Origin of the sequence: Acinetobacter sp. ANC 3813, assembly GCF_002135435.1 — a bacterium.
Taxonomy (GTDB): Bacteria; Pseudomonadota; Gammaproteobacteria; order Pseudomonadales; family Moraxellaceae; genus Acinetobacter.
The window spans coordinates 368374-380118 of record NZ_NEGK01000004.1 but is presented as its reverse complement, the minus strand read 5'-3'; the positions used below and the strand labels follow the sequence as shown (position 1 = coordinate 380118).

The following is an 11745-nucleotide window of genomic DNA, read 5'->3' as shown; positions in this document are numbered from 1 at the left end:
ACGCTGAAGAACAAAATATGCAACTCAAATATACCTGTTAATGTATTCTATTTGGTACGAAGTAAGGCATACATCAAATGATGTAAATAAGACCCGAACAAGTCCATAACAGTTGTGCTGGCGACAATAGCAAGAGTGAACCACCTGATCCCTTCCCGAACTCAGAAGTGAAACCTCTTAGCGCTGATGGTAGTGTGGGGTTACCCATGTGAGAGTAAGTCATCGCCAGCTCATTATTCTAAACACCCCCTGACTACTCAGGGGGTGTTTTTTTATGCGTTTAAAATATGCGTGTGGAGAATTGAAGTGGGTTTTATATTGGGCAGTAGGTACGTGTCTTAAAAAATTAGGCGATTGCCATATCTGCTGTCTTAATATTTTGAGTGGCTTTTTTTACTGCATGAAGCAGCTGACCGAGCAGGATATCTTTATCTGACATAGCGACAATAATCATAGGATGGTTTTTTGCAGGAATTGCTGAAAGAATGACTTTGCCATTTTCTGCATCCAAAGTAATTGATTGACAGCCTGTTAAATGAATTTCTTGAGTAAAGGCTGTGACCATTGCTAAGAGTGAGCTGCTGACAGCAGCTAATTTACTTTTGTTGTAGATATCCCGACGATATAAACTGGCTAATTCGAAGCCGTCTGTTGAGCAGACCATGACGAAATTGACACCGCGTACATTGGTAATGATTTCGTGAAGTTCGAGTTTTGCTTTATTGATCAGCTCTTCTGAAGCAACTCTTTTTTCTTTAATATTAAACATATATACTCCTTAAGCGCTGATATTGTGGTTAATTTCAACAGAAGTGATCAATGCTTCGAGTAATAAAAGAGCATCTTCTTTTTTACGGGCATCAATAAAGAATAAAGGGCAAAAAAGATCTTGCCCAATCAGCCACTCTTTATAAATGGACAGAGAATGATGATCACTGCTGATATCGACATGCGTGATGCCAATTGCGATATTATCTGTATAATTTTGAAATGTTTCGATGAAGGTTTCTAATTCCTGCAAGGGGTGATCAGTGTTGTGGTCAATTAAGATGATTGCGCCAATAGCGCCTTGGCAAATCACTGGCCAAATAAAGTCAAAGCGGCTTTGGCCAGGTGTGCCATATAGGCCGATCTTAACACCATCTTCTAGCGTGACTTCACCATAATCGATACCAACCGTTGTCTCCATCTTTTCATGGCTATGCTGATCTGTATTGAATGCTTCAGTGAGTAGGACTGGAATATCTGAGAGAGAACGTATTGCTTCTGTTTTACCAGCCCCCATAGTTCCAGCAAAAACGATTTTGTACTGTTGTAAAATCATGCAACTTCTCCTTGACTAGAACCCGAATTTTTTACGCAGTTTACCAAAGAAACTTTTAATCATATTTTCTTCAGGCTTTTCTTCAGCTTTTTCAGGTGGGGTATAGTGATTATCCCAAATATTAATTTTGCTGATATTGCCTGCGGCCATATTGGCTGCAATAAATTGACGGATCATTTGCATTGAAATGTTATGCTGTTCTGCAATTTTGGACATTTTTGCACCTTGAATGAAGCATGCAGACATTTGAAAAATTTCTTTTCGGTGTTTTAAGTCTTCAGGCTTTGGCCAAAAATGAATGCGGTAATGTCCGTCTTCAGGTGCGATTTGATAAAAGTTGGGAGATCTCCAAAAAAGATTCCAAATCCAATCCTGTAAAATAGCATTATGTTTTCTTGATACTTTGATTAAATCCGATGTTGAGGCAAAATCGTAATTAAAACTGAAATCTGTGTATTGATTACTGCGGTCTGGGTTGCCGTACACTAAATTATTGGCAATATCTATTACACCAAATGAACCCTGACTATCATAAATATGAAGCTTATGATGTGATTCAGCATTATGCAGTTCTTTAAAAAAACTTTCAGTTAAGTGGCTATTTTCAGGAAGAGTATTGGTTGCGCTTATTTTATTTTCTGTTGTATTTAATTTAGTTACAGATTCTGATGTTTGAGTTATGAAGCTTTCCACCCATTGATTCAGTTCCGCTGAATTTTCTAAAGGCAAATATAGGGTATTATTTTCTACTTTTCCTGATAAGGAATCATCCTTACCAACTTTAAGCCAAGGCAGTCTGCGGGTATTTAATATTCTTTGTATGCCTTCAGATTCAAAGAAATTTTCATGAATAAATAGACAATCTAAATTAATATCAGTGGCTGTTTTCCATTGGATGCTTATATTTTTATCAACAATATTGCATAGCTGCGATTTTAGTTCTTCAGCATCATTTATACTTAAACCTGATATTGCAATATTGATATATTGCTTAGTCATTATAATCTCTCTATCTGGTTGTAAAAAATAAATTTACTTGAATTTTTGAGACTAAAATCCCCCATATCTATTCAATATAGGGGACTCTTATTGCTTAGCTAAAGTCTAATTCTTTTTCATATGCTTTAAGTTCATGCCGTGCCATTGCAAGGTTTGATTTAGAGCGGTCAAGGACAAGGTACAAGAAGATATTTGCATTTTGCTCTAATGGGCGAATTAAGTGGTACTGCTTACCTAATGTAATCAGAATATCTTCAATATGATCATTCAGATTTAAAGATTGAGCGACGCGGCGTTTTGCACGCACAACTTCAGTGTTTCCAGCAGCAGCCAACTCTAGATCGATACCGCCTCCGCCTTGTGTTGCAAGTGCCAGTCCGCTTTCTCCGTCAACAAGCGCTGCTGCAACAAAACCATCAATATTGGTAAGTGAATCTAATGAAACTTTAGCCATGTTGTTTACCCTCTTATAGGTTTGTACATATTATTTATTGTGTTGGAGTTGGTAATTAAAGTTTTGTTAATTACTTAATTTAATTATAGGAAGGGCAAGAGACTTTTCAACGGAATAATTTTGATGCGGTATTTTGCTTGTATTTTTGTCTAATTTATTTACAAATGGTTAAGTTTAAAGTGTGATGCAATTATCATTTATCTGAAATCTTCGTCTAAATGTACGCCAATTTTAATGAATTAAAATCTATGTAAAAAAATGTAAACTAATGAAAAAATATGCGAAAAATTTAGCAATTTCTGTATCTGATTACAAAAGTATACAATTTTACTCGGTTTTATGGCTATTCTAATTTTTATTGATAAAAAAAAGATCAGCATTTGCTGATCTTTTTTTTGCTGTACTTAAGCAAAAATATTGCATGCAGCAGAAGCAAGAATCCATAAAATCACAAGTGCGACAACAGGCTCTACGATTTTTGACCATGTTGGAACCGCTGGAGAAATGTCTTCCTGTTCGTGGCTGCTATGTTGGCTCACCATTTGATTGAACTCCTTCATTGATTCTTCTAATGATAGCTCATCTTGAGGAATTGGTTTGGAACCTTTTAATTCTAATAGTTTATTTGTTGACCAAACCCAATCATTTGCCTTTCCAGATAGATGCTCAATCTGGCCGATCAGTAATTCGCGGATGCTGTTGATGTTGTGGCTGCCTGTGTCATGCAGCTGTTTCAGTTCTGTCAGCTGCAGCTGAAAAATCGCAGCGGTAATGTGTTCCAGATCTGCTTTGTTTAAACTGGATACATTGTCTGGCGATGTGGTTAAATGTCTGGCAACTTCTTGAATATAGAGCTGATCTGGAGCCGTGATTTCCTGATAAACTTTTTTATCATTTGCACGCCATTGGCTAATCAGTTCACCTAAAGTTAAGGCATTAATTTCTGTGATAAAACTGCGTTTTTCTTCCTTGGATAGCGCTGGAAGAAGCTCAGGCTTTTGAGTTTCTATTTGTTCTTGAAAATATTGTACTAAGTCAAAAGCCATGCTTACATCTCCGTATTTCTAATCTAATAATCTCAGGCTTGGTTTTTTCTTGCTTTGTGCGGTTTTTTGTTCAGTCTCTGATTTTAAATCATCTTCAGTATTTTGGATATGTGGATATTCATTTGGATCAAAAAACAGTCCTTGTCCATTTTCCCGTGCATAAATGCCAAGTACGGCAGAAATAGGGATATACAAATCGCGTGAAACGCCACCAAAACGAGCAGAAAAAGTAATCGCATCATTGCTCATATTGAATGCATGCACTGCATGCGGCGCAAGATTCAGAGTGATTTGACCATCTTGAATAAATTGTTCTGGCACCATGGTGTTTGGCTGTGTGGCATCGACCAGCAAATAAGGTGTCAGCTGATTGTCGCAAATCCATTCATAGATGGCGCGCGCCATATACGGGCGGGTTGGGCTGAGATTAAATTCTTGTTCAGACATAAGATACTCGTTTAATTCGACAATAATTCACTGTAGCGGGTTTTTTCCTGCAGCGTCATGGATTTCACAAAAGCAGGGCGCTTGAAAATACGCTGGCAATATAAATGGATTGGGCGGCAATGCTGTTTTGGCAGCTGAATGCCCATAGAGGGCAGCCGGAGAAAAACTGGCGCAAGCATGCAATCCAAAATAGTGAAATGCTCAGACATAAAATAGGGGAAATGCTGAAACAGCGGGGTAAGTGAGACAAGTGTGTCACGTAATTTAGTTTGCGCTTTTTTTTGTGCGGAAATATCTAATGTATCGGGGTGGCGCAACATTGTGTCTGCAAGATTCAGCCAATCCTGTTCAAAACGCCAGATATATTGCCGCTGTTCAGCCCGCGGCGCAGGCGCATCTGCATACAGTTTATTTTGGCGGTAACGGTCGTCTAAATATTCAGAGATAATGCTCGCCTTGAACAGCTTGAGTTCATTTTCGACCAGCATAGGGAGCTGGTTATAAGGGTTTAGGCTTGCCAGATCTTCATCTTCATCATCAGTCAAAATCAGATTGAATTTGATTTGCTTCTCAGCAAGGACATAGCGAATCCAGTGGGATCGAAAATCATCTGCATGACTATACAGCGTGATTCCTTGGAGAGTTGCATTTTCGGCTGACATAAGTCCTGAACAAACTATTTTTGAATAAGGTAGGATACTAAAAATAGCGCATAAAATCACTCGCAGTTTGCTTTAATCCATCCGCACTGCAGGGATTTATGGTTTTTTGAGTTTTATGGATAATTTAGTATTTTACAGAAATAAAAAAAACCTTGGCATAAGCCAAGGTTTTTTGTCCGATTCGGTAAACGAATTAACGTTTAGAGAATTGAGGACGTTTACGAGCTTTACGTAAACCAAGTTTCTTACGTTCAACTTCACGAGCATCACGAGTAACGAAACCAGCTTGACGAAGAGCAGGTTTAAGCGTTTCGTCAGAAGCGATCAATGCACGAGTAATACCGTGACGAATCGCGCCTGCTTGACCACCGATACCACCACCAGCAACAGTGATGTAAAGGTCATACTTTTCAGTAGCTTCTAAAAGCTCAAGTGGTTGGTTAACAACCATACGAGCAGTTTCACGACCGAAGTACTGTTCAAGAGTACGGTTGTTGATTACGAGTTTACCAGTACCAGCTGATAGGAAAACACGTGCAGTTGCGGTCTTACGGCGACCTGTACCATAATTAGTAGCCATGTGCTGTATCCCTTAGATGTCCAAAACTTGTGGCTGTTGAGCTGCGTGTGGATGCTCAGTACCAGCGTACACTTTCATTTTTTTGATCATTGCATAACCAAGAGGACCTTTTGGCAACATACCTTTAACAGCTTTTTCAAGAACTGCTTCAGGTTTGTGAGCGATTAACTTTTCAAAGTTAGTTTCGCGAATACCACCAGGGAAACCAGTATGGCGATAGTATTTCTTATCAAGCGCTTTTTTACCAGTCACTTGAATTTCTTCAGCATTGATTACAACGATATAATCGCCAGTGTCAACGTGAGGAGTATAAGAAGTTTTGTGCTTACCGCGTAAACGACGAGCGATTTCAGTCGCAAGGCGACCTAAAGTTTTGCCAGAAGCATCAACAACGAACCAATCGTGTTGAACCTCAGCTGGCTTAGCGCTGAGAGTTTTCATTAAACCACTACCTATTATAGTTGGTTTGGACTATGGAAGCTGTCCAAACAAAAGGAGACGCGATTCTAAACGATTGTGTGAAGAATCACAAATGAAAATATAAAATTTCAAGCGCTATATTTTATAGCATTTTAGATTAAAAGCCTAGGGCTGCTGTTTAAATAATCGAAAAATACTTACAGTGTTTTGTATTGAATAGTTAAGTCTTCAATTTTTATATCTATTTTATTGATATTTGAAGATATTTTCTATCCATGTAAATAAATTTTAACTGTAGATCAATTCTGCTGCCGTCTCTGAATTGTATTAAAATATTGGAAATTGAAAATGCAGAAGAATGTCATGCTTCCTTTATATATCACCAGCGGTGAACCTGCTGGAATTGGCCCTGATATTTGCCTGAGTTTGGCGAACCGCACAGATGAACGGCCAATCGTCATTTTGGCTGATATGCAGATGCTGCATCAGCGTGCGCAGAATTTAGGATTAACTGTTGATCTGATCGAATATTGCGGCCAGGACAATACGTCAGAACAAGGCCAGCTGTATGTAGAGCATGTGCCCTTGGCTGTGCCAGCAGTGCTTGGACAGCTGGATGCGAATAATGCGGCTTATGTGCTGGAACAGTTGCGCCGTTCTGCAGATTATGCCATGTCTGGCAAAAGTGTTGGGGTTGCAACTGCGCCTGTACAAAAGTCGATTATCAATGAGGCCGGGATACATTTCAGCGGGCATACTGAGTATTATCAAGAATTTGCGGGTGTACCTCGTGTCGTAATGATGCTGGCTACGAAAATTCTGCGTGTCGCACTGGCCACAACGCATTTGCCTTTGCGTGATGTGCCGGATGCCATTACGTCAGAGCGCCTGCATCAGGTGATCGATATTTTAATCCATGATTTGAAAACGAAATTTAAAAAGGATCATCCGCATATTTTAGTCTGCGGCTTAAATCCGCATGCAGGGGAAGATGGTTATCTAGGCATGGAAGAAATTGACGTCATTAATCCTGTGCTGGAAAGCTATCGTTCGCAAGGCGTGAATATGAGTCTGAGTTTGCCAGCGGATACATTATTTACAGCTGAAAATTTAAAAGACGCAGATGCCGTTTTGGCGATGTATCACGATCAGGGTTTACCTGTGTTAAAATCGCAGGGCTTTGGCGAAGCCGTTAATATTACTTTAGGTTTGCCGTTTATCCGCACTTCTGTTGATCATGGTACAGCACTCTCCCTTGCCGGCACTGGGCTGGCAAAAAGCTCAAGCCTGCACGTCGCTGTGGATCTAGCGCTGGAATTGGCGCGTCAGTGATTTTATCTTATTTACACGTTGGAAATGTCTATGTATCAGATTAATGCCTTAAACCCGAAAGATGAAGGGCATCATACGCGGAAGCGTTTTGGTCAAAACTTCTTACATGACCAGCGTGTCATTGCCAAAATTGTACGTTCGGTGAACCCGCGCACAGGCGATAATATTGTCGAAATTGGTCCAGGGCTTGCAGCTTTAACGTCGCCTTTAATTGGTGAGTGTGATGCTTTGACTGTGATCGAGCTTGACCGTGATTTGGCAGCTGGTTTACCGGGCCGTGTGCCGCACCCAGAGCGTCTCACAATTATTGAAGCTGATGCACTGAAATTTGATTTCATGTCACTCTATCAAGAAGACCGTCCACTGCGTGTAGTTGGTAATTTGCCGTATAACATTTCTACGCCATTGCTCTTCCATCTCTTGGAATTTGGCAACAAAGTTAAAGACATGCACTTTATGCTGCAAAAAGAAGTGGTGGACCGTATTACCGCTTCACCAAATACCAAAGAGTATGGCCGTTTATCGGTGATGATTCAGTATTACTGTAAGCCAACCTTCTTATTTGAAGTGCCGCCAGGGTCTTTTAATCCGCCGCCAAAAGTTACTTCTGCTGTGTTCCGTCTTGAGCCTTATGATGTGAAGCCTATTATTGCTAAAGATGAAAAAGCCTTGGCGCGTTTGGTCTCGCATGTATTTACACAGCGCCGCAAAACATTGCGCAACAGCCTAAAAGGCATGCTGGTTGAAGATGCTTTTGAGAAAGCAGGAATTGATCCAATGGCGCGTCCTGAAACCTTAAGCATGGCTCAATTTGTGGCTCTAGCAGATCAAATGGCGGCTTAAATCATGTCTCGTGCAATTCGCTATAATTATGTGATTGGTGATGTTCAAGGCTGCTTTGAGGCTTTGAAAGTCTTGCTGAAACAGATTCAGTTTGATGCAGATCAAGACTTTATCTGGTTTGCTGGAGATTTGGTCGCGCGCGGTGAAAACTCGATTGGCGCCCTGCGCTTTATTAAGAAGCTGGCTGATCGAGGCGCTGCAGCAACCGTACTAGGCAATCATGATTTGAATTTACTGGCGGTTGCGCGCGGGATTAAAGAGATTAAAGCGCAGGATAATATTGATGATGTGATTCACGCTTTAGAGAGTGATGATCTGATTGATTGGCTGCGCAAACAGCCGCTGTGCCTATTTCCAAATGAAAAAACTGTGCTGACGCATGCGGGCATTCCCTGCAATTGGACGACTGCGCAAGCGGCTGCGCTGGCCAAAGAAGTTGAAACGGTCATCAGTCACGATGATTTTGCGGTGCTGGACGATTTTCTGAGGGGCATGTACGGCAAAAAACCGACGCTGTGGTCGGATGATTTACAGGGCAATGACCGATTGCGCTGCATTACCAATTATTTGACCCGCATGCGCTTAACGGATGCCGAAGGGCGCATGGAGTTCAGTTTCAAAGATGCTCTGGATGATCCTATGCCTGAAGGCTATTTGCCTTGGTTTGAGTTTGAGTCTCAAGCAGCGCAGACGCATCAGATTGTTTTTGGACATTGGGCCGCATTGCAGGGTAAAACCATTTCAGCTCAGATTCAAAATGTAGATGGCGGCTGCGTTTGGGGCAATCAGCTGATTGCGTACCGTTTAGAAGATCAGGAAAGTTTCCGCGTGAATAATCCGATGTTTTAAAGCTTGCTTCATCAGGAAATAAAAAAGCCGCACAAAGTGCGGCTTTTTATTGAGATGCGCTTAGTCAATGCGGATCCATGTTTGATTGCGTCCAAGTGTTGAAACGCCCATGTATGCACGCAAAGTTAAGCGTTTACCCGTTGGGTTTAATTTAACTTTGGCATTATAAACTTTGCCAGCCAGCGGATCGATGACACGGCCGCGTTCATAATTATTGGTGCCTTCAACATTTTTTAAACCTTTCAGGATTTCCATGCCTAAGATTGGTTTGTTTGTATATGGTGCAGGGCAGTCATTACAGTTTTTTTGCGGCGTATAGCCAGGTCTCGGGGTGATTTTGACAATTGTCCCAGTATAAGAGCCATTGTTTTCTTTATTAATTTCAATGACTGCTTTAGGCGAACCTGTTTTATCATCAATAGATTGCCAAGTACCTGTTAAATCTTGTGCCAGGGCAGAACCGCTAAATACAGCGCCCAACAAAAGCAACCCCAATTTAAAATTACGTTTCATAAAAAACCTGTATGATCTGTCGCTAAAAAATACTGGCATACATGCACTTATTCTTGGCGGATCCACGTTTGTGTACGGCCAATCGCTGAGATGCCAATATATCCCCTTAAAAGCAAGCGTTTTCCATTCGCTGTCTGCTTCGCTTTCAAGTTATATATTTTACCAGAAAGTGGATCAAGAATTTTGCCTCCCGAGTACAAATTTTCAGCTTCATGTTTTAAGCTTTTGAATACATCTAAGCCGAGAATCGGCTGATTGGCATACGGCGCAGGGCAATCAATGCATTTTTCACGCGGTGTGTAGCCTGGGCGCGGGGTGATTTTGATAATTTTTCCAGTAAAAGAACCGTTCTGTTCCTTACGAATTTCAATTAATGCTTTAGGTGATCCCGTTTTGTCATCAATCTGCTGCCAAACACCACTCAGGTCTTGTGCAAAGAGAGATGAACTGAATGACAGTAAAGCTGCAAGCAAAATTTTTTTTGGCATATTCTCTTTTCCTTTTATTGTCTGCTATTCAGGTGCATTGTTTGGCAGAAAATGATGGCCAAAGCATCTGCAAGTGAATGTTGAGTATTTTTTATTTAGAGCTTTGTTTTATTTGTCTTTATTTATTATGCAAGTAAAACGCGGCTCTACTCGTGGCGGATCCATGTTTGGCTGCGGCCGAGGGCTGAAACGCCGACGTAACCGCGTAAAGTTATACGCTTGCCATTTGGGCTTAATTTGACTTTGGTGCTGTATATTTTTCCTGAAAGCGGGTCGAGAATTTTGCCTCCCACATAAGTATTTTCACCATTTGCCTTTAACCCCGTGAGAATGTCCAAACCTAAGATGGGCTTGTTTGTATAAGGCGGCGGGCAGTCTACGCAGGTTTCTTTAGGCGTGTAGCCTGGACGCGGTGTGACTTTGACAATTTTAGCAATATAGGCGCCATTAGATTCTTGGCGGATTTCCAAAATGGCTTTGGATGAACCCGTCTTATCATCAATGTTGCGCCATAACCCCGTAATGTCATTCGCCCAAAGCAGGCTGGAAAAGCTGCTAAGCATCAGTGCTGAAATCAATTTGAGTTTTTTCATTAAAATCATCCTTTTTTTAATGTGAAAAAAACAGTATGCCTTTTGATCATATGCCCAATTACAAAACAATACAATTGTGTGAAAATGTTTTTTCAGTCACATTTTTTGTAAGAAAAAGATAAATGTTGGCAGCCAAATTGCAGTGAATACCGCATTTACAGCCATGCCGAAAGCGGCGTAACGGCCTGCAACACTGCCGCGCTGCCATGCCTGAGCTGTGCCGATGGCATGAGCAGCCAGTCCCAGCGCTAAGCCTGAAGCACGTTCATCATTGATATGACGCAAAATGAGCGGTGAAAAAGCAGCGCCAATCACGCCAGACAAAATCACAATTAAAATCACCAAGGGGATAGGTGAATGCAGCAAAGTTGCAATATTAATGGCAATCGGTGTGGTCACGGCGCGCGTGGCAAAGGCCATAATGGTTGGATCAGACAAATGCAGCAAGTAGGCCAATCCCATTGGCAATGCCACAGCACTGATGCTGGCGAAAATTAAAATGCCGCCCACAACTTTTAGTGGCAAGTCATCATATCGCATCGCCGCTAAAGGTATGGCCAGTGCTACAGTGACATAGCCCAATAGGTGATTGAATAAGGGATTCACCTGAGTCATATAGCGTTCATAAGGAATGCCGAATAGATACAGCATGCCGATCACCAAAAACATGCCAATCACAATCACAGGAATCTGAGGCAGTTTTTTATTGATCGGTTTAGCCAGCAAGTAAGCGATAAGGGTCAGAAAAAATCCGTAAAATACAGCAAGCATGCTCTTCTCCTATAGCCATTTCTTAGACATTTTTGCGTATACCCAGAGCGGGATGAGTGTACTCACAAACAAAACCACTAAAAACATTGGGATTTCGTCTCCCAAATGCATCAGCATGAGCAATGAGCCTGCGCTGATGGGCAAGAAGGCAAAAGCGCTTTCTTTCATTATTTTATTGTTGGTGTCGACCAGACTGGCTGGAATTTTATGCAGTTTTCGCCAGAGCGACAGCACAATCAGCAGACCCAGCAGGCCCACCAAATTGCCCAGCTCTGGATGATTGAATTGCTTCATCACCCAGACTGCACCCTCACGGAAAATAATAATTAAAGCAATTGTGCCTATCCACGCTTTCCAATTGATGTGCTTGATCCAGTCCATTTTTGATCTTTCATTAAAATTATACTAATCACGTTTTAACCGA

General features: G+C 41.2%; 17 protein-coding genes and 1 rRNA gene. 4 read left to right on the top strand and 14 right to left on the bottom strand.

Annotated elements, in window-relative coordinates; translation table 11 throughout:
* Positions 1-116: 116 nt before the first annotated feature.
* Positions 117-231 (top strand): 5S ribosomal RNA (gene rrf, locus B9T34_RS08745).
* A gap of 115 nt (positions 232-346) precedes the next feature.
* Here the strand turns inward: rrf and B9T34_RS08740 are convergent.
* The 9 genes from B9T34_RS08740 to rplM form a co-directional block, all read right to left on the bottom strand.
* Positions 347-769, bottom strand: a complete 423-nt coding sequence (locus B9T34_RS08740) for a roadblock/LC7 domain-containing protein (protein ID WP_086212764.1) — start codon at positions 767-769, stop codon at positions 347-349.
* Positions 770-778: 9 nt separating this feature from the next.
* Positions 779-1324: a GTP-binding protein gene (locus tag B9T34_RS08735; protein ID WP_086212763.1), complete on the bottom strand. Its 546-nt coding sequence runs from the start codon at positions 1322-1324 to the stop codon at positions 779-781.
* A gap of 15 nt (positions 1325-1339) precedes the next feature.
* A complete protein-coding gene (locus tag B9T34_RS08730; protein WP_086212762.1) occupies positions 1340-2323 on the bottom strand; it encodes a hypothetical protein in 984 nt (327 codons plus the stop codon).
* Between the two features lie 94 nt (positions 2324-2417).
* Positions 2418-2777 (bottom strand): hypothetical protein, encoded by a 360-nt coding sequence (locus B9T34_RS08725; protein ID WP_086212761.1) that lies wholly within the window; start codon positions 2775-2777, stop codon positions 2418-2420.
* Between the two features lie 404 nt (positions 2778-3181).
* Positions 3182-3823: a hypothetical protein gene (locus B9T34_RS08720; protein ID WP_086212760.1), complete on the bottom strand. Its 642-nt coding sequence runs from the start codon at positions 3821-3823 to the stop codon at positions 3182-3184.
* An 18-nt stretch (positions 3824-3841) separates the two neighbouring features.
* Positions 3842-4270, bottom strand: coding sequence for a ClpXP protease specificity-enhancing factor (locus B9T34_RS08715; RefSeq protein ID WP_086212759.1), 429 nt, complete (start codon positions 4268-4270; stop codon positions 3842-3844).
* 11 nt (positions 4271-4281) lie between these two features.
* Positions 4282-4932 carry a glutathione S-transferase N-terminal domain-containing protein gene (locus tag B9T34_RS08710; RefSeq protein ID WP_086212758.1) on the bottom strand — a complete coding sequence of 217 codons (651 nt, stop codon included), beginning with the start codon at positions 4930-4932 and terminating at the stop codon, positions 4282-4284.
* Positions 4933-5125: 193 nt separating this feature from the next.
* Positions 5126-5512, bottom strand: a complete 387-nt coding sequence (gene rpsI / locus B9T34_RS08705; protein ID WP_005007735.1) for a 30S ribosomal protein S9 — start codon at positions 5510-5512, stop codon at positions 5126-5128.
* Between the two features lie 12 nt (positions 5513-5524).
* Positions 5525-5953: a 50S ribosomal protein L13 gene (gene rplM, locus B9T34_RS08700; protein ID WP_086212757.1), complete on the bottom strand. Its 429-nt coding sequence runs from the start codon at positions 5951-5953 to the stop codon at positions 5525-5527.
* A gap of 342 nt (positions 5954-6295) precedes the next feature.
* On the opposite strand from rplM, the gene pdxA reads away from it, so the two are divergent.
* Genes pdxA through B9T34_RS08685 form a run of 3 tightly spaced genes read left to right on the top strand, consistent with a single transcriptional unit; the run spans position 6296 to position 8956 of the window.
* Complete coding sequence (pdxA, locus tag B9T34_RS08695; RefSeq protein ID WP_086212784.1) at positions 6296-7264, top strand: 4-hydroxythreonine-4-phosphate dehydrogenase PdxA; 969 nt, start codon at positions 6296-6298, stop codon at positions 7262-7264.
* Between the two features lie 30 nt (positions 7265-7294).
* Positions 7295-8107, top strand: a complete 813-nt coding sequence (rsmA, locus tag B9T34_RS08690) for a 16S rRNA (adenine(1518)-N(6)/adenine(1519)-N(6))-dimethyltransferase RsmA (protein WP_086212756.1) — start codon at positions 7295-7297, stop codon at positions 8105-8107.
* Positions 8108-8110: 3 nt separating this feature from the next.
* Entirely contained in the window at positions 8111-8956 is an 846-nt protein-coding gene (locus tag B9T34_RS08685; RefSeq protein ID WP_086212755.1) for a symmetrical bis(5'-nucleosyl)-tetraphosphatase, read from the top strand.
* Positions 8957-9016: 60 nt separating this feature from the next.
* On the opposite strand, the gene B9T34_RS08680 is transcribed toward B9T34_RS08685, so the two are convergent.
* The 5 genes from B9T34_RS08680 to B9T34_RS08660 all read right to left on the bottom strand — a co-directional run bounded on the left by B9T34_RS08680 (position 9017) and on the right by B9T34_RS08660 (position 11702).
* Positions 9017-9469, bottom strand: a complete 453-nt coding sequence (locus B9T34_RS08680; RefSeq protein WP_086212754.1) for a DUF2147 domain-containing protein — start codon at positions 9467-9469, stop codon at positions 9017-9019.
* A 47-nt stretch (positions 9470-9516) separates the two neighbouring features.
* Complete coding sequence (locus B9T34_RS08675) at positions 9517-9957, bottom strand: DUF2147 domain-containing protein (RefSeq protein WP_086212753.1); 441 nt, start codon at positions 9955-9957, stop codon at positions 9517-9519.
* Between the two features lie 146 nt (positions 9958-10103).
* A complete protein-coding gene (locus tag B9T34_RS08670) occupies positions 10104-10550 on the bottom strand; it encodes a DUF2147 domain-containing protein (protein ID WP_086212752.1) in 447 nt (148 codons plus the stop codon).
* A gap of 96 nt (positions 10551-10646) precedes the next feature.
* The gene (locus B9T34_RS08665; RefSeq protein WP_086212751.1) at positions 10647-11321 is read right to left on the bottom strand and encodes an LrgB family protein; all 675 of its coding nucleotides are present in this window, start codon (positions 11319-11321) and stop codon (positions 10647-10649) included.
* A 9-nt stretch (positions 11322-11330) separates the two neighbouring features.
* Positions 11331-11702 (bottom strand): hypothetical protein, encoded by a 372-nt coding sequence (locus B9T34_RS08660; protein ID WP_086212750.1) that lies wholly within the window; start codon positions 11700-11702, stop codon positions 11331-11333.
* Positions 11703-11745 lie beyond the last annotated feature (43 nt).

Bases quoted from the DNA above. Each gene is read 5' to 3' on its own strand.
- rsmA (WP_086212756.1), top strand. From the start codon at position 7,295: ATGTATCAGATTAATGCCTTAAACCCGAAAGATGAAGGGCATCATACG.
- B9T34_RS08725 (WP_086212761.1), bottom strand. From the start codon at position 2,777: ATGGCTAAAGTTTCATTAGATTCACTTACCAATATTGATGGTTTTGTT.
- B9T34_RS08685 (WP_086212755.1), top strand. From the start codon at position 8,111: ATGTCTCGTGCAATTCGCTATAATTATGTGATTGGTGATGTTCAAGGC.
- rplM (WP_086212757.1), bottom strand. From the start codon at position 5,953: ATGAAAACTCTCAGCGCTAAGCCAGCTGAGGTTCAACACGATTGGTTC.
- B9T34_RS08740 (WP_086212764.1), bottom strand. From the start codon at position 769: ATGTTTAATATTAAAGAAAAAAGAGTTGCTTCAGAAGAGCTGATCAAT.
- B9T34_RS08715 (WP_086212759.1), bottom strand. From the start codon at position 4,270: ATGTCTGAACAAGAATTTAATCTCAGCCCAACCCGCCCGTATATGGCG.
- B9T34_RS08670 (WP_086212752.1), bottom strand. From the start codon at position 10,550: ATGAAAAAACTCAAATTGATTTCAGCACTGATGCTTAGCAGCTTTTCC.
- B9T34_RS08720 (WP_086212760.1), bottom strand. From the start codon at position 3,823: ATGGCTTTTGACTTAGTACAATATTTTCAAGAACAAATAGAAACTCAA.
- B9T34_RS08660 (WP_086212750.1), bottom strand. From the start codon at position 11,702: ATGGACTGGATCAAGCACATCAATTGGAAAGCGTGGATAGGCACAATT.
- B9T34_RS08710 (WP_086212758.1), bottom strand. From the start codon at position 4,932: ATGTCAGCCGAAAATGCAACTCTCCAAGGAATCACGCTGTATAGTCAT.
- B9T34_RS08735 (WP_086212763.1), bottom strand. From the start codon at position 1,324: ATGATTTTACAACAGTACAAAATCGTTTTTGCTGGAACTATGGGGGCT.
- B9T34_RS08730 (WP_086212762.1), bottom strand. From the start codon at position 2,323: ATGACTAAGCAATATATCAATATTGCAATATCAGGTTTAAGTATAAAT.
- B9T34_RS08675 (WP_086212753.1), bottom strand. From the start codon at position 9,957: ATGCCAAAAAAAATTTTGCTTGCAGCTTTACTGTCATTCAGTTCATCT.
- rpsI (WP_005007735.1), bottom strand. From the start codon at position 5,512: ATGGCTACTAATTATGGTACAGGTCGCCGTAAGACCGCAACTGCACGT.
- B9T34_RS08680 (WP_086212754.1), bottom strand. From the start codon at position 9,469: ATGAAACGTAATTTTAAATTGGGGTTGCTTTTGTTGGGCGCTGTATTT.
- pdxA (WP_086212784.1), top strand. From the start codon at position 6,296: ATGCTTCCTTTATATATCACCAGCGGTGAACCTGCTGGAATTGGCCCT.
- B9T34_RS08665 (WP_086212751.1), bottom strand. From the start codon at position 11,321: ATGCTTGCTGTATTTTACGGATTTTTTCTGACCCTTATCGCTTACTTG.